Annotated in this window: 24 protein-coding genes; 10 read left to right on the forward strand and 14 right to left on the reverse strand. The window is 33.7% G+C overall.

Features of this window, described 5'->3' with window-relative positions:
- Positions 1 to 84: 84 nt before the first annotated feature.
- Both AKG34_RS13210 and AKG34_RS13215 read right to left on the reverse strand, forming a co-directional pair.
- The gene (locus AKG34_RS13210; RefSeq protein WP_053346489.1) at positions 85 to 498 is read right to left on the reverse strand and encodes a hypothetical protein; all 414 of its coding nucleotides are present in this window, start codon (positions 496 to 498) and stop codon (positions 85 to 87) included.
- 77 nt (positions 499 to 575) lie between these two features.
- Complete coding sequence (locus AKG34_RS13215; protein ID WP_053346490.1) at positions 576 to 767, reverse strand: hypothetical protein; 192 nt, start codon at positions 765 to 767, stop codon at positions 576 to 578.
- A gap of 141 nt (positions 768 to 908) precedes the next feature.
- Here AKG34_RS13215 and AKG34_RS13220 point away from each other — a divergent pair, with 141 nt between their 5' ends.
- Complete coding sequence (locus tag AKG34_RS13220) at positions 909 to 1430, forward strand: GNAT family N-acetyltransferase (RefSeq protein WP_053346491.1); 522 nt, start codon at positions 909 to 911, stop codon at positions 1428 to 1430.
- 48 nt (positions 1431 to 1478) lie between these two features.
- On the opposite strand, the gene AKG34_RS13225 is transcribed toward AKG34_RS13220, so the two are convergent.
- On the reverse strand, positions 1479 to 3737 hold the full coding sequence (locus AKG34_RS13225; RefSeq protein ID WP_053346492.1) for a HelD family protein: 2259 nt from the start codon (positions 3735 to 3737) through the stop codon (positions 1479 to 1481).
- Positions 3738 to 5258: 1521 nt separating this feature from the next.
- Here AKG34_RS13225 and AKG34_RS13230 point away from each other — a divergent pair.
- Positions 5259 to 6236 (forward strand): tyrosine-type recombinase/integrase, encoded by a 978-nt coding sequence (locus AKG34_RS13230; protein WP_053346493.1) that lies wholly within the window; start codon positions 5259 to 5261, stop codon positions 6234 to 6236.
- A 293-nt stretch (positions 6237 to 6529) separates the two neighbouring features.
- Here AKG34_RS13230 and AKG34_RS13235 read toward each other — a convergent pair whose 3' ends face one another.
- Positions 6530 to 6844 (reverse strand): hypothetical protein, encoded by a 315-nt coding sequence (locus AKG34_RS13235; protein ID WP_053346494.1) that lies wholly within the window; start codon positions 6842 to 6844, stop codon positions 6530 to 6532.
- Positions 6845 to 7007: 163 nt separating this feature from the next.
- Between AKG34_RS13235 and AKG34_RS13240 the strand changes: the two genes are divergently transcribed.
- Positions 7008 to 7244 carry a helix-turn-helix domain-containing protein gene (locus tag AKG34_RS13240; RefSeq protein WP_053346495.1) on the forward strand — a complete coding sequence of 79 codons (237 nt, stop codon included), beginning with the start codon at positions 7008 to 7010 and terminating at the stop codon, positions 7242 to 7244.
- A 117-nt stretch (positions 7245 to 7361) separates the two neighbouring features.
- Here the strand turns inward: AKG34_RS13240 and AKG34_RS13245 are convergent, their stop codons facing one another.
- Positions 7362 to 7565, reverse strand: coding sequence for a hypothetical protein (locus AKG34_RS13245; RefSeq protein WP_053346496.1), 204 nt, complete (start codon positions 7563 to 7565; stop codon positions 7362 to 7364).
- A gap of 307 nt (positions 7566 to 7872) precedes the next feature.
- Positions 7873 to 8721: a pyridoxamine kinase gene (locus AKG34_RS13250; protein ID WP_053346497.1), complete on the reverse strand. Its 849-nt coding sequence runs from the start codon at positions 8719 to 8721 to the stop codon at positions 7873 to 7875.
- Between the two features lie 209 nt (positions 8722 to 8930).
- On the opposite strand from AKG34_RS13250, the gene AKG34_RS13255 reads away from it, so the two are divergent.
- Complete coding sequence (locus tag AKG34_RS13255) at positions 8931 to 9470, forward strand: ECF transporter S component (RefSeq protein ID WP_053346498.1); 540 nt, start codon at positions 8931 to 8933, stop codon at positions 9468 to 9470.
- 420 nt (positions 9471 to 9890) lie between these two features.
- Here AKG34_RS13255 and AKG34_RS27995 read toward each other — a convergent pair whose 3' ends face one another.
- The 4 genes from AKG34_RS27995 to AKG34_RS13275 all read right to left on the reverse strand — a co-directional run bounded on the left by AKG34_RS27995 (position 9891) and on the right by AKG34_RS13275 (position 11475).
- Positions 9891 to 10058: a hypothetical protein gene (locus tag AKG34_RS27995; protein WP_153246107.1), complete on the reverse strand. Its 168-nt coding sequence runs from the start codon at positions 10056 to 10058 to the stop codon at positions 9891 to 9893.
- Positions 10059 to 10328: 270 nt separating this feature from the next.
- Complete coding sequence (locus AKG34_RS13265; RefSeq protein ID WP_053346500.1) at positions 10329 to 10673, reverse strand: YolD-like family protein; 345 nt, start codon at positions 10671 to 10673, stop codon at positions 10329 to 10331.
- Between the two features lie 87 nt (positions 10674 to 10760).
- On the reverse strand, positions 10761 to 11018 hold the full coding sequence (locus AKG34_RS13270; RefSeq protein WP_053346501.1) for a hypothetical protein: 258 nt from the start codon (positions 11016 to 11018) through the stop codon (positions 10761 to 10763).
- 1 nt (position 11019) lies between these two features.
- Positions 11020 to 11475: an endonuclease domain-containing protein gene (locus AKG34_RS13275; protein ID WP_053346502.1), complete on the reverse strand. Its 456-nt coding sequence runs from the start codon at positions 11473 to 11475 to the stop codon at positions 11020 to 11022.
- A 312-nt stretch (positions 11476 to 11787) separates the two neighbouring features.
- Here AKG34_RS13275 and AKG34_RS13280 point away from each other — a divergent pair, with 312 nt between their 5' ends.
- The 6 genes from AKG34_RS13280 (at position 11788) to AKG34_RS28470 (ending at position 16092) form a co-directional block, all read left to right on the forward strand.
- The gene (locus AKG34_RS13280) at positions 11788 to 12099 is read left to right on the forward strand and encodes a hypothetical protein (protein ID WP_053346503.1); all 312 of its coding nucleotides are present in this window, start codon (positions 11788 to 11790) and stop codon (positions 12097 to 12099) included.
- A gap of 20 nt (positions 12100 to 12119) precedes the next feature.
- Positions 12120 to 13256 carry an FtsK/SpoIIIE domain-containing protein gene (locus tag AKG34_RS13285; protein WP_161804935.1) on the forward strand — a complete coding sequence of 379 codons (1137 nt, stop codon included), beginning with the start codon at positions 12120 to 12122 and terminating at the stop codon, positions 13254 to 13256.
- Positions 13240 to 13920 (forward strand): replication-relaxation family protein, encoded by a 681-nt coding sequence (locus AKG34_RS13290; RefSeq protein ID WP_053346505.1) that lies wholly within the window; start codon positions 13240 to 13242, stop codon positions 13918 to 13920. Before AKG34_RS13285 ends, AKG34_RS13290 begins: the two co-directional genes overlap by 17 nt.
- A gap of 177 nt (positions 13921 to 14097) precedes the next feature.
- Positions 14098 to 14589, forward strand: a complete 492-nt coding sequence (locus AKG34_RS13295; protein WP_053346506.1) for a hypothetical protein — start codon at positions 14098 to 14100, stop codon at positions 14587 to 14589.
- Positions 14590 to 14614: 25 nt separating this feature from the next.
- A complete protein-coding gene (locus AKG34_RS13300; protein ID WP_053346507.1) occupies positions 14615 to 15337 on the forward strand; it encodes a GIY-YIG nuclease family protein in 723 nt (240 codons plus the stop codon).
- Between the two features lie 107 nt (positions 15338 to 15444).
- Entirely contained in the window at positions 15445 to 16092 is a 648-nt protein-coding gene (locus AKG34_RS28470; protein WP_053346508.1) for a hypothetical protein, read from the forward strand.
- Positions 16093 to 16302: 210 nt separating this feature from the next.
- On the opposite strand, the gene AKG34_RS13310 is transcribed toward AKG34_RS28470, so the two are convergent.
- The 4 genes from AKG34_RS13310 to AKG34_RS13325 all read right to left on the reverse strand — a co-directional run bounded on the left by AKG34_RS13310 (position 16303) and on the right by AKG34_RS13325 (position 18420).
- Positions 16303 to 16965 carry an N-acetylmuramoyl-L-alanine amidase gene (locus AKG34_RS13310; RefSeq protein ID WP_053346509.1) on the reverse strand — a complete coding sequence of 221 codons (663 nt, stop codon included), beginning with the start codon at positions 16963 to 16965 and terminating at the stop codon, positions 16303 to 16305.
- Between the two features lie 24 nt (positions 16966 to 16989).
- Complete coding sequence (locus AKG34_RS13315; protein WP_152952362.1) at positions 16990 to 17235, reverse strand: BhlA/UviB family holin-like peptide; 246 nt, start codon at positions 17233 to 17235, stop codon at positions 16990 to 16992.
- Between the two features lie 158 nt (positions 17236 to 17393).
- The gene (locus tag AKG34_RS13320) at positions 17394 to 18230 is read right to left on the reverse strand and encodes an LPO_1073/Vpar_1526 family protein (protein ID WP_053346511.1); all 837 of its coding nucleotides are present in this window, start codon (positions 18228 to 18230) and stop codon (positions 17394 to 17396) included.
- On the reverse strand, positions 18220 to 18420 hold the full coding sequence (locus tag AKG34_RS13325) for a hypothetical protein (protein WP_053346512.1): 201 nt from the start codon (positions 18418 to 18420) through the stop codon (positions 18220 to 18222). The genes AKG34_RS13320 and AKG34_RS13325 overlap by 11 nt, the downstream gene beginning before the upstream one ends.
- Positions 18421 to 18532: the final 112 nt, after the last annotated feature.

Here is an 18532-nt window from a genome sequence, read left to right on the forward strand (position 1 = left end):
GAATTCATATTATTTTCACTTCGAAGTTATAGAACAGAAAATAAAGGAGAGAGGACAAATAATGCCCTCTCTCCCTTTTACCCCTTATTCTTCTATCTTTAGATGCTCTAACCCACGTTCTTCAATATGAAGGTGATATTTTTCTTCGAGTTCCATAATTCGTTTAAATGCTTCCTCTTGAGTATACTCTTGAAGGTTCGATTCCTTTGCAAACTCTTTTCTTGCCATGTGATAGGCAAGCTTATCCTTGAACACCCCTTCTTCATATTCATCTATAACTTCATGAAGTTTATTTTCCAATTCATGACTCAAATCATATATTTCATATTCCTTCACAAAGTGGATTCCTTCCATGCCAAAATCCTTTGCATAGGAATTCAGGTATTGTTCTAAGTCACTAAACTCATTATTATTTTCAATATCGGAAGCAACCCAATATCCATACTGAACCATTTTGAACAATGTTTCATATTGTTTTTTCGTAAAATTAATTTTCATTGTTTACTCCTTTTCAGGTCATCTCTACAACAAAAAGAATAAACCGTATTGGAACAAAAGTCCAATACGGTTTATAATCAATCCAATATTTCAGTTACAGAAAAATAAGCTGCTTTTTCAGTATCTACGACATAATAGCAATCGCCTTTAACTAAATTATAATAGCGGTGTTTTTGAATATTTGAAATCATTTGAGTTGAGTCATCGCCGTCTACCTCATGCTCTATTTCTTTGCCGCCCGGAAAATAAAAACCAACTTTCAATTTCATCTTTCTCATCCTTCCCTTCATCTGGTTGAATCACTCTCTTATTTCTTATCCTTTTTAGCGTAGTAATAAACATAAATTAAATGCGAATTCACTTTTTACATGATATTCTAGAAAAAATAACGAAATCAGAAGGTGATTTTAATGAAAATAAGGAAGGCTACAGAAAAAGATGTAACCGGAATAGCCTATGTACATATAAACAGTTGGCAATCGACGTATAAAGGAATCCTGCCGAATCAATATCTGGCTTCTTTGAATCTAGAAACCAGAAAAAAAAATTGGCTAAGAAATTTAAAGATGCTGCATAATGCCACTTATATAGCTGAAAATGGTGAAGGACAAATTATTGGTTTTGTAGCTGGTGGACCCGAACAAACTAATGATCCCCATATTCAAGGAGAAGTATATGCCATCTATCTATTAAAAGAGTATCAAAGACAAGGAATTGGTCGAAAAATGATTAAAACGGTTGTTGATGAACTCATAGATAACGAACATAAAAATTTAATTATCTGGGCTTTAAAAGATAATCCTTCATGCGGTTTTTACAAAGCTCTCGGTGGTCATGTAATCGCTGAAAAAACTGTTAAAATGGCCGGAATTGAGTTAATCGAAGTCGGTTATGGATGGGATGACATTCACGAAATTCTTTTGTATTTGTAAGAAAATCATGGCAATAGGAGGTAGATTAAATTTAAAATCCCCCTCCTATCATTTCATCAGAAGGAAATCCTCTTTTTCACTTCCCAAAAAATAAAGCCGGTGTAATGGTCTTGTCATTGTGACGTAAAGTAGTTTAATATCGAGTTCATTCTTCCGACTATAAATTTCCTCCAGAGATATCGCAAAGACTACATCGAATTCTAGACCTTTTGCTTGATATGAGGGTACAATTAACGTTTTATCTTTCGGAATAATTCCTGTTTCATCTACTAAATGGAAGCCATTATGACATCTACTCAATTTCTTGTTTGCTAGCTTACAATCTTTCATCGTTTTGGCAATAACGGCAAACGTTTTGAAACCTTCTCCTTTTAATTCTTCGATATGTTTAATCAACTCTTCTCCCCAATCATCCTTATCGATGGAAATGAATTCTGGTTCTGTCCCATGGCGGACGACAGGCTCAACTTCTGGGAAATCATATGGTAACAATTGAAGAATTTGATTAGCCTGATTCATTATTTCAACAGTCGTTCTGTAGCTTTTTTGTAGTTCTGTGTATGTCGCTCTCGGAAAAATACGACGATGGACCTCTTCCCATGTTTGAAGGCCTCGATATGAGTGGATACCTTGAGCAAGATCACCTACAAGAGTGAACATATCAGTATCTACTGCCGTTTTTAGCGCCTGCAATTGCATGAAGCTATAATCCTGCGCTTCATCTATGACGACATTTTTTGCTTTGTTATCTTTATCCACACCAAAAAGTAGCTCCTGTAAATATAATAATGCACCCAAGTCCTCCAATTCATAACTTTTTTCATGAATTAACCTTTGATTATAATTACATAAAGCACATGCATCTTCACGACTAAGTTTACCGCTACTGTACGAGGCCAGTTGCTCGGGATCTTGGTACAATTCCTGATAGTATTGAAGAAGGTTTTTATTTTTGAAATGCTTAAAATAGCCTTTTACAGCGGAACGGATTGCTTTTTTAATCTGTCCGATCCGTTCCTCCTTTTTATCGAGACATTTTGTTACAAATTCCTTGCGTATTACTGGATCAATATTCTTATAGAGGGCCTTTTCTATTTTGACGTCATAAAAATCCGTTACTCGTTCAAGCATTTTTTTCTTTTTCAGCTTCACTTCATTTTGTAAAATGGCCTTTAGCTTATCGAGTCTGCTGTATAATGGTAAATACCAATAATCCTCTTCCAGTAGCCTAATGAACTTTTTTGCAGAATAGAGGCGATATTTGTCACAATAAAAATCTTCTTCCGGATGAAAACTCCTGAAAATATCCTTCACATATTCGTCCAAAATTAATTTAAATAATGGAGAACCCTTAAATCCAGATATCCAGATCGCTGCTTTTGTTTCTTCATCATCCCTTTCCAACAATCGTGTCAATTTATTATCAGCTACTAGCTTCAGTTGCTTTCCGATTGCAACCTGAACATACTCGGCGAATGTGAATTGTTTTACTTTTTCAACACCTAATTCCGGCAATGCTTCAGAAATGTAATCAATGAATACCCGGCTCGGGGCAAGAATCATCAACTGGCGTGGGTCAAACAAGTCTTTATAATGGTATATAAAATAAGAAATCCTATGTAAGGCTATTGTTGTTTTACCACTGCCCGCAGCCCCCTGAACAATGATTGGTTTATTTAAATCAGCACGAATAATTTTATTTTGTTCTTCCTGTATCGTGGTAATGATATCGGTCAAACGATTGCTCGAACTTTTGGAAAGGGATTCCTGTAATAATTCATCCGTTGTTGTTAAATCAATGTCCCTGACCTCTTCTAGCTCACCATCTTCTATCATTAACTGCCTCTTTAAAGTGATGTTCCCGCTAAATGTTTCCCCTTCTGCTTCATATTCAATTTCACCAATCCGACCCTCGTAATAAAGATTAGCTATTGGAGATCTCCAATCGACGATAATCTGTTCCTGGCTTTCCCTCTGATAAAGGGAAGTTTTCCCGAAATAAAGTACTTCGCCTAGATCACCATCATTTCGTTCAAAATCAACTCTTGCAAAATAAGGCTTTTTGCTTGCCTTGCGTAAGCTTTCCAGTTCAGATCTAGACATTTCAAAAAAGTTGGCAGTTGTCAACAACTGAGAATATAAGCCCGACTCAGACCAATCCGCATCACCAAAAGCCTCTTGCATATTCCGTTGAAATTGATCTTTGCTGGTTTCTGATGTTTTGATGACTACATCTATATAGCGCTTAGTGAAATCCAACCTCTGACGTTCTTGTTCAAAATCAGGATGTCTTACCAAAAGAACCATTCTCCTTCCTACTTTTGATTGATTAAACGGGAGAAAAAATACCGATACAACGATGAAATGGACATTTATACTATCAGAAAACCAATGGGTTGACAAATCCCTTATCATAGATTTATTTTACAAAACAAAAATTCCAGAATATTACCCAATATTTGAAGGATAAATGATATATTCCTGATTGAATTTTGTTTTTATATGTTGCCTTATGAAAGAGCATCTAAATGCTCTCAGTAGGCAATTAATTGAATACCTTTCAGAAATTCAAGAGATAAATATATAGAAACTACATCCTAGGAAATTCATTACCATTTTGGGGGTCGGAAGTTTATTGTTGTTTCCGTCCATTGTATATCTCTTTATCAGAAATTAGTGAACATCTTGCTTATCAAAAGATGTTAAGCCAATCAAACTTGCATTGTAACAGATAAACCCTTCCTTTCTTGCTTCCCTTCAAACTGCCTATACGACTGCACAAAATTCCTTATTATTAGCAAGAAGACGAACTTACATTGTATACTATTTAGAAGCAACCATACCTACTGTATTACTTGCAGGAGATGTAGAAACGACAAAATTTCGTCGTCCAGATATAAAGAAATTTTCCGATGCACAGTTAAGTCGTTCTTTAACAAGATTGAAAAGAATATCTGGATTGACAAGTGCTTTTTTTCTCAAAGAATCGATTATGATTTAATCTATTAAAAAAGCACCCGTTTATTCGGATGCCTACATACTAAATTCTCATCTGCAAACTCACCCATACTAGGTAAATAGCTTTTTTGTACATTATAAGATAAGTAGTAACGATTTTTTTACATTTGTGCTAGAATTTCCATTCCCATTTCCACTTCTCATTTTGCAAAATATTATCTTCATATTTCCTTGCATTAATTTGTGTAGCTTAACGTCTAATTGCTCAGCAATTTCTTTATTTGCAGATTAGTTAACGCGCTAAAGTTGCGTGAAAGGAATAAACATATTAGAAATGATTAATTATTAACCTTATTTTATTTAACTTATTGTGCATAATTCGGACAGTATCCAACCTCATACCTAATCAAATATCTCTCCCACTACTACATAACAATATAAAAATGTGGCTACGAATTTCTCATGTCGATTGAATTTTGTGTGAATGACGAAAAATCTACATGTATGTCAAAAATAGTTGATGAAATTTATCAAATTATATCTTAAAACAAAAATGCTCGTTAAATTTTTACCCTTAAGCGTTTGTTTTTACTAATCTAACTTTAATTTTCCTCTGAAATAAGATACAATCTAACGGACGGCAAAGTTTTAAAAATATACAAGTGTAAACTTCTGCTCATGTTATTCAGTGTCTTAAAAAAATAAAAAGTTGCTAAAAACGTTGATGCAAACATAGTTTTGNTGGTTTACGCTATGGCGATCGTAAACTGTTTGAAGATGTTAATATTGGAGTAAAACGCTGATTCTACACTGTGCAGTTTACGCTCTTGTTTACGGTGTGTCGTAAACTATATAGGGAGCGTAAATATTATGAAAAGGACTCGTTTTTTAACTAAGGATGAACAACAAAAGCTTAATACAGTTGATAAAAAGGTAAATTACGTTACTGATTGGACAAGTGCTATGGAAATGTTCTTAAAGGATTGCGAGATAAGAGGTTTACGTGAAGCAACTTCTTTCTATTACGTTAAAGAAACTCGCATGATATTTCGTTACTGGGAAGAACAAGAACTAGATATCTCACCAGATCAATTAACTAGTGAACACATCACCGATTTAATACTCTACATGAAAAACAAAAAAGAGTTGTCTCCTTCTAGTATTAACATTCGTTTAAGAGCATTCAAAACAGTACTCAAATGGCTTTATGACAATAAAAAAGTACCAATCAATGCTGGTGATGGCGTAAAGCGTCTGAAATTCCGACGTGCCGCTATAGAAGCATTTTCAGTTGAACAATTACGGCGCTTTTTTAATGAAATAGAAAATAATACTTGGATAGGCGTTCGAGATACGGCTATTTGCCTTGTGTTACTTGAATGTGGTCTGCGTCAAAATGAAATATTAAATTTAAACGTCTTTGATGTGGTGTTTGAACAAAATTATATTATGGTACGCCATACAAAAACTTATCATATGAGAAAAGTACCAATTACTGATAGGACTAAAAATGCTATCCGAAGATGGCTTACTGTCCGTGGTGAAAGTAAATATTCACAACTGTTTATTAATATCTCTGGTAATCAACTCACAAACCGTGGTTTATATCAATTAATTGAAAAGTATGGGAAGCGAGCTAAGATTGAAGGAATTCGTTGTAGCCCCCATACTTTTAGACATACATGTGCAAAACTCTATTTAAAAAATGGCGGCGATTTATTCAGTTTACAGGCGATTTTAGGTCACATGAACATCGAACAAACAAAACGCTATGTGACCCTCAATCACGATGACGTTGCAGATTTACATGCTGAACATAGTCCATTGAATGCAGTATGGAAAAAATAGAATTACTTATTTAGGTGGTCAAAGTGACTGCCTTTTTTACTTTTCCTCAGAACTGATTAAATCCTACTCAGCCAAGCTAAACCCCAAATCAGTTATCTCTCAAAATAATTCACTTCGAATTTCTTCACAAGAACTCCATAGAAGTATACGAATTTATCCCTTACCTTCTTCTTCCAGCCTCCAAGGTGTAATTAGATGTATATGTGGAAGAATACTGTTCTTTTTTCTCTGTAAATTATAAAAACCCCACTCATTTAGAATGGAGTCATAACTTTTCATCTTTTCTCCTACTTTTAAATGTTACGAGATCGCAAGTTTTTATTAAAAATTGAACTGTAATCCATGTAGTCATCTGCTTCATCGAAAACTGAGATATCTTCGCATTTGTGATTCCAATTGTTTATGTTAGGCTCAATGACTGTTCCATCGTTTAATGTAAGTTTCATTTCAATAGTAGAGATTCCTTCAAGTTTATATAATGCTTCAATCAGTGCTTGTTTTTGGTTGTCCGAATTTTGGTTAAAGTTAAGTTCAATGCCCAAGTTTGTGAATACTCCGAAAGTTTCTCTTACCATTTCTTTACCAACTACTGTTTGAATGTTTGTCATAATAATCTCTCCCTGTTTTTGGTTTATTTGGTTTGTTCTTCTTGTTTAATATACTATATAGTATATATTATAATCAATAGTTATTTCCGATTTTTCAAAATTTTTTTTATAGTATGGACGATATAGTATATAGTATAATTAGAAGCAAGGAGAGTGATTTAAAATGGAAGGTACATTGAAGGTGACTCCAAGACTAGGCAAAATATTAAAGGAAAGAAACATGACACAGGTGAAACTGAGTGAAATGACTGGAATCCCACAAGGAAATCTTTCAAGGTTTGATCAATTAGTTAGTCACAAGGATACTCATACGGTTTTAATATCTAGAGCATTAGGTATTTCCATAGAAGACTTATTTGAAGTTGAATTAGGTCAAACAGAAGAAAACCACCAATCTTAAATGACTGGTGGTTTTTGTATAAATAGGTATTTCATTGTAAATGATAATTATTAACACTAGCTTTTCTTTCTTTATTAATTCCCCTTAACTGAGCTGAGGTATATTCCTTAGCTTTTTTCATTCCTCTTCAAGCCAAGGTTTATCGTTAAGTTTACCCTTTTTTAATAGTTCATAATATAGGTGAGTGAATGCTTTAGCCATTAATTCCATATTAGGCTCATTAGCATAAGTAATTTTACAAGGCGGTCTATCTTCTTTATTTGTTTTTGCACTCCATGGAATTTTTGCGTTTTTTAATTCTAAGCAACCTAATTGACGCATTTTCTTTATAATTTCTGATCTATCCTTATCAGGAAATAGAGCTTCTAATTTCTCGATTGTAGATAATATTGTTTTTTCTTCAAGTAATTTTTCTTAATCTTTGTAAAGATCTATGGAAGTTAAATATTTTCAAACTTTAACGAACATAAATACTGGCTGTTGTGAGGTAAATAGAAAGTTTCCTTATTATTTAAGTGATTTTTTACAATATTCGGCAAAATATAAGTACTATTTGATTTATACAAAAAGCTCGGTTAGTCAAAAAGCCGAGCTTTTGTTACTCTATTTTTTCCATTTTTTAAAGCATTCATAATAACATTCGTAAATATTTTTCGAAGTTAACTCCTTCTACTTTAGGAATTTGCTCCAAGGAGGAATCATTGATAGCTTCTGTCAGGAATGCCACTGCGAGCTGTACGGATTTTTCTAGGTTCTCTCCACGCATCATGCTTCCCATAATCACAGATGCAAATAAATCACCAGTACCTGAATAGCTTTCACCGTTATACTGCGTCGCACTATAAAAGGTTCTACTTCCGTCCAAATACATATTTCCGATAAACTGCTTCTCTGAATCTGCTGACGGTGGATTCATTCCAGTGATGATAACCTGAGCTCCCGTTTCTTGCTGCAACATATTCCCTGCTTCTTCTATCGCTTTAATATAGTCCTCTTCGTTTGAATAGCTATGCAGCTTTTCATAAGACAATCCGGTTAATAAACAGCACTCTGTAACATTTGGTGTAATGACATCTGCACGCTTCACCAGTTCTCTCATAAGTACCAGTAATTCATCGGTAAAAAGTTTATAGACTTCTCCTATATCCCCCATTACTGGATCAACAAGTAAAATGGTTTCTTTTGTATAAAATTTATCTAAAAAATGGAAAATATTATTAATTTGCTCTTCACCAGTAACGAAGCCGGTATAGATTCCATCAAAGGTTACATTAAGCTTGCTCCATTCTTCTATGAAGTATTTCATTTTGGATGTAAAATCTTCACAAAAAAAACTTGGATATCCGGTTTGCGCAGTCAATATGGCCGTTGGTAAAGGGCATGCCTGCACGCCCATGACCGAAAGAACCGGAATTGCAGCTGTTAATGAACATTTTCCAAAAGATGATAAATCCTGTAGTACAGCAACTTTTTTCATAATAACCTCCATATGGCCTATCCACTTTAAACTTTATTTATCTTATCATAAATCAGCTAAAAACAGTCATCTCCTCTCTCATTTCAATACGTATAATATCTGTATTTTTTATCAACTGACCTCATAGTTTTTTAATAAATTGACACTTTTATAGACACCAGTCTTTTGCTAAAATCATAGGAAAATTCTAGTTAGGAAGGTTTACAGATATGCAAAATACACAAAGTTATTCAAGGTCAAGTCAAAAAACTATGGATTTAATTATTACCGCAATGTTGATTGCACTTGTGTTCCTATCTACTTTCTTTTTGAATATTAAACTGCCAATTGCCGCAAATGGAGGGTTAGTTCATCTAGGAACAGCTATGCTTTTTATTGCATCTATTTTATTTGGTCCTAAAAAAGCAGCTCTTGCTGGTGCGATAGGAATGGGGTTATTTGATATAGTTGGAGGGTGGACATTGTGGGCACCTATCACCATTGTGGCGCGTGGTTTGCAAGGATATATAGTTGGTAAAATCGCTTGGTCAAAGGGTCGCAACGGTGCTAGCATCGCTTTCAATGTAATAGCAACAATCGTTTCCATTCCATTTATGATAGCTGTTTATTATATTGGTGAAGGGATTCTATACGGTAATTGGATTGCACCTTTAGCTTCGATACCTGGAGATCTCGTTCAAAATATATTAGGAATTATCGTTGCCGTTCCAGTTTGTGTGGCTTTGAAAAAGGTTCCTTATTTTAAGTAAATTCGCTATAAAGGTAAACGTCAAGTAGCCCCCAAATACTACATGGATGGTGTATTTGGGGGCTATGTTTTGTTTGCTTCCCTTTTTATCGGTACTCTGCATGCAGAGGGTAAACTAGATGACCACGACAAGACTTTATCTATTTCTTTTTTTCATTCTTAAGTCTTTTAACGTGAGCTCTCATTTTATCTAATTCCTTTTGTTTCCCTTCTTCATCATTTGCCAATGCAGAAAATAAAGCTATCGTGCCTAATTTGTAGAATTCTACATCTCCAGATCCACCTTTAGTAAAACTAAAGTATAGTTCCGTAAACGCCTTAGCCATTAATTCGTAGTTAGGTTCATTTACAAAATAGCCATTTCCTCGCAGTTCTTTTCTTGGTTACTCTTTTTCACATTAGAATAGTCCTTTCAATTAAACTATTTATTCTTTTCCTTATACAAAAACAGCCTACTTTCTTCTTTGGCTATACACTCGAAAAGCTTCCTTCTAAAATATTCATTAATATCGATATTATCCGCTGAAATAACTTCTACATCGGTCATATCGACATCATTAAGATTAATTTTCTTTGACTTTTTATCCAATCAATATCACTCTCCTGTCCTACATAATAATCTCCAAACAAAATATCTTATATTCACATTTCACTAAATTATCTATGAAAATAGTAACGAGTAAAATTATAGAAAATAAAAAATCACCAATCGTATAGACTGGTGATTTCTATTCATTTTGTATATTTAGCTAAGATTAACTTCACTTCTTTTTTCAAGTATTCATCTACTGTAAATTCATTTAGGTATGTTCTACTCTTAATCCACAGTTTTCTTTTTGGTTTTGCTTTAGTCATTTTTTCACTCCATTACTTCTACCGCTACAAGATCTTCAAACTTCACCTTAATAATATGTCCCTTCTCATTTTCCAGCTCCAAATATATCGCCTTGGTGAATGGATCTAGCCTGTGTATCATCCCTGTATACTCCCAATCAAATCCATCTTCCCAAACTGTAAACTTTACAAGTGAAGCAAACTCCATTGCGGTATGTATCTTGTTTTCAAACTCCTCTAACTGGTACTCATCTAATATTGGCTTTACTTGACGGTAATAATCCTTATTTGCTTCATTAAGTAATTTAACATGCTCTGGCAGCATCAAAGCTGGTTGCCATTTAAGCTTTCCACGATCTTTTATTGACATAAGAACATCTCCATTTCATTCTATAAATACATTATAGAACATTTGTTCTTAATTTAATCAAAAAAAATGAAGGGGAAAATTTTCCTTCTAAAGATAACGTAGGTATTTTTCCTGTAACAGTGTTTTAATTAACTTCTCCATATCCAAGCTATCTTCTTCCGTTGCTATTCCAATTCCTTCGATATATGTGAATTCTTCAGTATCAATAATCTTTCGAGTAACTATTTTACCCTTTTCATTAAAGTCTTTATAATATGCAATTTCATCATAATCACTTATCTTTGCTTTAACTAACTCACCGTTTTTGTTGACGTATTCAATTGTTTCTACTTTACTTTTTGTCATATTAATCCTCCGAAGGGCATCCACTTGAGCATTTCTTTTTTATTTCAGATTCAATTCGAGTAATCACCCTGCTCATATCTCTATTGATTGTACTTCCGCTGAACCGCAGCGTTTTCCATCCAATTGATCTTAAGTATGCATCTCGCTTCCTGTCGTGTGCTTTAGCTTTCTTACTTGAATGAAAAGCTTTACCATCACATTCAATGGCTAGACGATACTCTGGAAGTGCTACATCAATTCTATATCTTCTTATTGGATACTGTGTTGTTGGTTTATAATCCCTCATCCATAATGCTTTCAATACCCTCTTCTCAATAGGACTTTGACATTTGTCCAATTCCACAAAGTATGGGGGAATGTACTGATCTACCGTCAATCCTTTGCTTCTTCTTATGTCCAAGCCTAGAAAGACAAACCCTGATATGACAAGTCCAAAAAACACGACATATTCTACCATTGTAAATAAATTTCCCCTTTCTCGTAGGTACAAGCACTAGATACGAACTTTCTACATATCATTTACCAAGTAGATAATTTTCCTTTGTTGAAACACCTACTGATTATCTGAAAGAAAACAACTAATCATCAACTGATTAATTACTTAATTTTTTACTTATTATCATTACCAATGTAATACAAGTTTAATCCATTGGTATGACTGAGACGCCGAGATTTGTTAGGAGGGAACAAAGTGAGTGAGAAGGGGGAGCGCGAGGGGGATTTATTTTATTCCGAATTGTCCGAATACTAAAAAGGGGGAATAAATCGTATGAGAAGAAAGCATACTATTGAGTTACATTCATTTATGGACGGAAGTTTTATGGATAAAAAGAAGGTAAAAAGGAAAGCCAGTCCGAATATTAACCTATATTCAGTCAGTCCATTTGTTTTATTAGATCCTACAATTTGCCTTATGGGTATTGGACTCGTATCTGTTGCCCTCTTGGAAAAGTTTTTTGAACAACAGGGAAATTATGATGTAGCTGAAGCTCTTCACACAGGATTTAATATTGCTATACCTTGTGTTGCATTCGGATTTATATGGAAATTAATGATTGCGGTTAGTGGTGCGTTCCTATGATGAAAATGTGGAGAGCAAAAATGAAGCTGCGTGGTTCTTTAATGAGAGCTTTTAAGCTTGGTGGAATCCATAAGCAAACTACAACGCAATCAAAAACGTATACACGCTATCCCAAGATTCATGATGTCCATATTGATGAAGAAAATGAAGCTGTCCGATTTACATTCACTTTACCTGATGGTGCTAATCCTGATTTAGTTTTGAAACAAGAATGGGTATTCAAACAGTGCTTTGGAAATAACATTGAGATAGATGGTAAGGTGAAGAAGTTTATCTTGTGGTGCTATTCGAAGGATATGGAAACTCATATTGATTTTGATTTTAAAAAGATTCAGCCTCATTGTAAGGGTAAAATAATCCCTATTATGTGCGGTGTAGATAGGTCAGGTAAGATGAATGTAAAGGATATGGCAGAAGAACATCATATGTTGCTCACAGGAACTACTGGAAGTGGTAAGAGCTCATTAATTAGGGGAATATTGACCTCATTGATTCTGCATAAGTCACCAGATGAAATACAGTTCTTACTTGGTGATTTAAAGTTTTCAGAATTCGGCATATACAAACGACTTCCTCATGTAATGGGTGTTTATATGGATGCTAAGTCACTCCTCCCTCCTCTTCAAATAATTGAAAAAGAAATGGTTCGAAGAGGTAAATTACTTGATGCGATGGACGTTGAAAGTATTTATGAATTAGAAGTGAAGCTACCTACAATTGTGGTTTGTATTGATGAAGTTATATTACTTAAAGATAAACCAAAAATAATGAAGATAATTGAAAGTATATCCTGTATAGGTCGTTCTAATGGTGTTTATCTGATGTTGTCAATGCAACGTGGTGATGCGAAATCATTAGGTGGACAATTAAAGAATAACCTCACCTTTAGAATATCAGGTAAACAGTCAGATGAAACAAATGCAAAAATAAGTGGATTGAAGCAATCAGTTGACTTAGATACTGCGGGTAGGATGATACTTTCAACTCAAGGTAAAGAAAGAGTAATTCAAGTACCTTATATGGATAAGAAAAAAGCTAAAGGGTTACTTGATCCATTAAAAGTGACACAAGAAAAACCAGAGCTTGAAGATGTCGCAGATCGAAAGGTAAATGAATTTTCATTAGATGAGGTGTTCGATAGTGAACCAAAGGGATAAAGCCATTATTAATGACTTGAGACAATTTAGAATGATGTCAAGAAACCAGATAGTTGAATTACACTTTAAGCATCTTAAGAATCCTATAAACTCTTGTAATAGCGTTTTAAAGCGTTTAACAAGGGATAACTTTATCAAATGCAGCACGCTTCACTCTCCATACGTTTATTTCAACTCTGACTGCAACATTAAACCAGACTCAACTAAAATCCCCCACTTCCTTGAACTTGTAGATACTGTTATTGAAATGAAAGCGCATAGGGAAACCAAAAACCTTATGATTGAGCCTAAATATGGAGACAAAGGAACAATAGAACCGGACATCTTTGCTATTTGGTTTAACCCTATTTTTATCGAGGTTCAACGCAATGTTTATACAAAAGAAGTCATGCAAAAGAAAATTGACCTTTATGAAGCTTATTATGATACAGGTGATTGGAACGATGAACCTTGGCAAAAACCAGATAAAAAGGTATTCCCATCTATCCTAATTATTACTCCTACTCGATATGCAGTTAAAAGTACTAAGCTTGAGATATATCAATCCCCTTCCATTTCTGACTTCATTGAAAGTAGGTCTGGTCAATCAACGCTACAAATCAAACCTAAACCTGTTAAAAATGTAATTCAAACTAATGGTGGATCGTTGAAGCTGAAAAAATAAAATTTTTACACAAAACAATCCGTAACTGTTAAACTTTTTAAAGATAGTAGGTTATTATACCTACACCATGAGGAGGAAATTAGTTTAAATGAAAAGTTAAGGAGTATGTTGGCAATAGCTTTAGGAAAAGTTGCAAGCGAATTTGTACAAATATAATTTTATAAAGGGGAGATTTAATTGATAGAATTAGCAGCTATAACAGGTACACTAAAAACATTGGTAAACGCCAACACGGCAAGTGTTGTCTTTCAGAAAGTTGGAGCAGCAAAAGCAAATAGAGATAAAGATAAAACCATTCAAGAATTAGAACAAATTATCAATGAATTGATTAATGAAAAAAGTGAATTGATTAGAATTTCGAATGCTTTAGAAGATGAATTGATAACAAAGAAAATTTCAAGTGAAGATATTGATTATATTTCTAAAGAATTACTACCTATCTTAGAAACTTTTTTAAATAGTGCCAATACAGACTCTACTCCAAATGAAGGTCAGATGAGTACAATGGAACTTATAAATTTACTGCAACCTTTATTGTCTAAAGAAACATTTAACATACTGCAAGCGTTAGGATTTAATTTTAAGGAAGCGATAGGAGAGCCTTTGACCATATTAGTTAAAGATTTGATTAGTGGTAATTCAGGGAAAAAGAAAAACAATAGAAAGTGATTAATAAATCTCGAAGGGTGATTATGTGTTTACAGAAGATGAACTGAAATGGATAGGGGAAGTGTTAAATGAGGATGACCGAGATCCCCTAGAAATATCGAAAAGATATTATTATAAAAAGAAAGCTGAAGCTGAACGAGAGGCAAATAAAGAAACTGTTAGAAAAGAATTGGATGCATTTAGAATTAAAACAATAGAATTTTCTCCACATGAGCTGCTATTACTGAAAAATAAACGGGAAAAACTCAATGTTGATAACTTTAAAGGTATTTATATAATATTTAATCGTGATAATGGTCTACACTATGTTGGGCAAGCAGAGAACGTATTTGACAGAGCTTATGCGCACTTTGTTAAGAATAAGGGGAATCCTGAAATTTATACGGATTATGATTGTGGTGATGAGTTTAATATTCATTTAATTCCTTTAAGCGACACTTCTTTTTCAGATCTAAACGAGTTAGAGGATAATGCGATAAGAGCTTACGACTCATTCCAAAATGGATACAATAGAATGCCGGGCAATGTAATGGATAAACCTATTTTTGAAAAAGAAGAATATCAAGAGGTTGCGGATTTAATGCTGGATAGGATAAAAGAAACTGAATCGTTTATGAGTCTAAAAAGGACTAAAGATAGAAAATGGTACGTTATAAATTTGTTATCGGAATATGGATTACCAGATAATTGGGGTTTTGCTAATAGCTTTGGTACGATGATTCAAAAGTATCAAAAGGCAAATAAATAACCTTATAGAGAAGGATACTTTTTTAACAATTGATTTTAGTAATATGACAACTTCAGGTTCACTAGTTGCAAAAAATATATAGAATTAGATTACAAGGAGAGTGAGGTATGCAAAAGTTTTATCTTTTCACTTTTGCAATCATATTAATTATTGTTTCTTTTGCTAATGTAAAATCTGCAAGTGCTGATGTATTTGTAAAGGGGTATTTTAGAAATGGAACGTTTGTAGCACCCCATTTCAGAAGTAATCCTGACAGTTCATTCTCCAATAACTTCTCTACTTACGGGAATATTAATCCTTACACTGGTGAAGTCGGCACAAAAATGACTCCTAGCTATAATTATTCATACGATAAGGCAGCTTTAGATAGATATGAATATGATCTTAAAGAAATTTTTGAAGATGAAAAAGCAGTAAGTAGCCCTCAAGAAGAACAAGATGAGAAAGAGGCAACAGAAATGTTTAATGCTTACATCGAGAATATAAACTATGGCCTTCCTGAAATTTCTTATACTATTCTAGAACAAGCGATGAAGGATAAATACACTGTTGAACAGTTTTCTGAACCAAGAATGTTATCAATGTACGAGATACATGATATTTCTTCGCATTCTACTGACACTGGAGTTACAGTTGAGGGTAATTGGACACGGACTGATACGTCTACTGGGACTACGGAAGATCGTAAATTTAGATATGAGATGATAAAAGAGGATGAAGAATGGAAATTAAGCAGCAGATATACAAATGAATAGAACCTTTCCAGATGGTGAAGTAAGGTAATATTGAATATATTCTATAACGTTATTTGAAGTATATATAGCTATGAAATTACAAACTCCATTGCTATAAAGAAACTTGATGGTAGATGGTAGGAGAGTATTGAAGGATGAGTAACGTAATTTTCAATTCTCTCTTTAAGTCTGAATAAAAAGCCCTCCCCAATTATAAGAAGGGCTATAATTCTATCCTTTTACAATATTCACTGAATATCCTTTTTTCTTTAACTCTGCAGCTAAATTAGCAGCATTTTTCTCATCGGAGAAAGCACCTACTTGGACCTTATGTATAACACTTTTCTTTTCAACTGGTTTAACAGCTTCCTTCAACTTTTCACCTGATAACGTTTCAGCTATTGCCTTACAACAATTATTAAAGTTCTTTTTGTATGCATCAGCATTAGTTTTAGTATCGACAAAGCACACCTCTATAAGAATAGCTGGTTTAGCTGTCCCTTTTAGAAATCCTAGATCTGTTCTCTTCTTAGCACCACGATCCTTAATTCCAAGTGCTTCTGAAATAGCCTTCGAAACTTTTTCAGCCAATACTTTATTACCGTCACTATAATAAAGAACCTCAGTACCACCAATTTCCTTTGTACCAGCATTAAAATGTACAGATACATCTAAATCCCGACTTTTACTGTTGTGATATTTTACAATTTTATTGATATTATCCCGTTGAGTTTTTGAAGTATTATCATGAAATGTATCTACTGTACAATCAAGTTCTTTTAGATAATCAGCAACCTTACTTACTACTTTCCTTGCTTCATCAACTTCATCTATGTATCCACTTGCTCCCCGAACAATTTTAGCGTGACCTGACGAAATAACAAATTTATCCATTTTGAATCCCTCCTCGATTTCGTTTTAATTCTTGCTATCTTGTACAATAATTTGCTTAATTTCATTTACATCTTGAGACAATGTAGAGAACGCTTGAGCTTGTGTTTCAATTACGTCTTGGTTCTTTTCGATTACTGCTTGATAATTCGCTTCGCGCTCTTTGTTTGTTTTCATAGTTGAGTACAGCATCCATACAAATAAAGCTGCGAATCCACTTTCTTTTAAAAACATACCTACTATTTCTGTTTCCAACCTAATCACCCCCTTCATTGCATAATAAAAAGCCGCCCTTTTGAGACGACTTGAAGTTGTTGCTCTTATTTTTTTAGCGATAATTAGTTGCATTTACTAAGTTATCACTCCATCTACACCGTAAGTAATCACATCTTTAATAATCCTTTTCTAATTTTCGTTTCTCTTTAAATTGGTTACTCATTAATCCATGTACTTAATTCGCATATATAACCTATCTTTCTCTTTATATTACTAATAGCAATAGCAATTCCAACGCTTGTCAAATTAGAATTACTTAATTTTGTGCTATCCCATATACTCATGAAAGTAGCTAGTTCAGGATTAGTGAGAATGATTTTATTCACTTCGTTCTCGCTTAAATTAGGTAAAAATTTATGAATCATAATATCATCAAAGGTTGCTACACCGCTACTGATGGATAGGCAACCACTATATTGTAGGTGTTGATAAAACATTTCATTATGTGGTATATCTACATTATCAATTAAGGGTTTGAGTATAGAATAATAATCTTTAAAAGGCATTTGGATATTAAAATTCAAATAACGAAACATATAAACTAAAGATAATATATCTATTTGTCTAGTTGTTAATTTAGGAATGATGGTTAATGCTTCATTTAGCACTAATTTTTCAAAGGATTCATCTTGTTTCATTGTCCTTTGAATTAATACATCCACTAACAAATCTGCTATATCTTTTTCTCCCCGCCTAGCATGACTCTTTTGGGTTTCGTAAATAGCAAAACGCAAGTCAGGATCTTCAGTATTAATTAACGTTTTAGGGGCTATTGATTGTAATTCATCCAAATATTTATTAATTATTTCCTCGGCCCGTTCATTAACTAAGCTTTCAACTTTTTCTCCCAAATTATAAAAATTACACTTAAATACATCCATGGCTACTTCCTTAACACCTGAATATGTTAAACCATACTGATTTACAGTTACCTCAGAACCCTGAATGTTGTTAGAATGATCACCAGCTGTTATTTCTTGTTTATTTTTCATCTTTTTTCTCACCATTCGATACACTAACATTATTTACACCTTGAATGTTAGTGGAACCATCGCCTGATTGGATAGTTTGACTTATTTTTTCACTACTTTTGTTCTTGAAAAATAGTCTTGCTACTGCGGAAATAACAACTATCCCTATCCCACTAAACACCCATTCTCTATTCTGAATAAGCCATTCCACCGAAAGTCCCCCTATTAAACAATATTTGTATTCTTATACATAATAAGGGGGGGTGTACTTTTTGTCCATTTATGATATCTAATCAGTTATTATTATATATCTAACTAATGGA

This window comes from Peribacillus butanolivorans (assembly GCF_001273755.1).
GTDB lineage: Bacteria > Bacillota > Bacilli > Bacillales > DSM-1321 > Peribacillus > Peribacillus butanolivorans.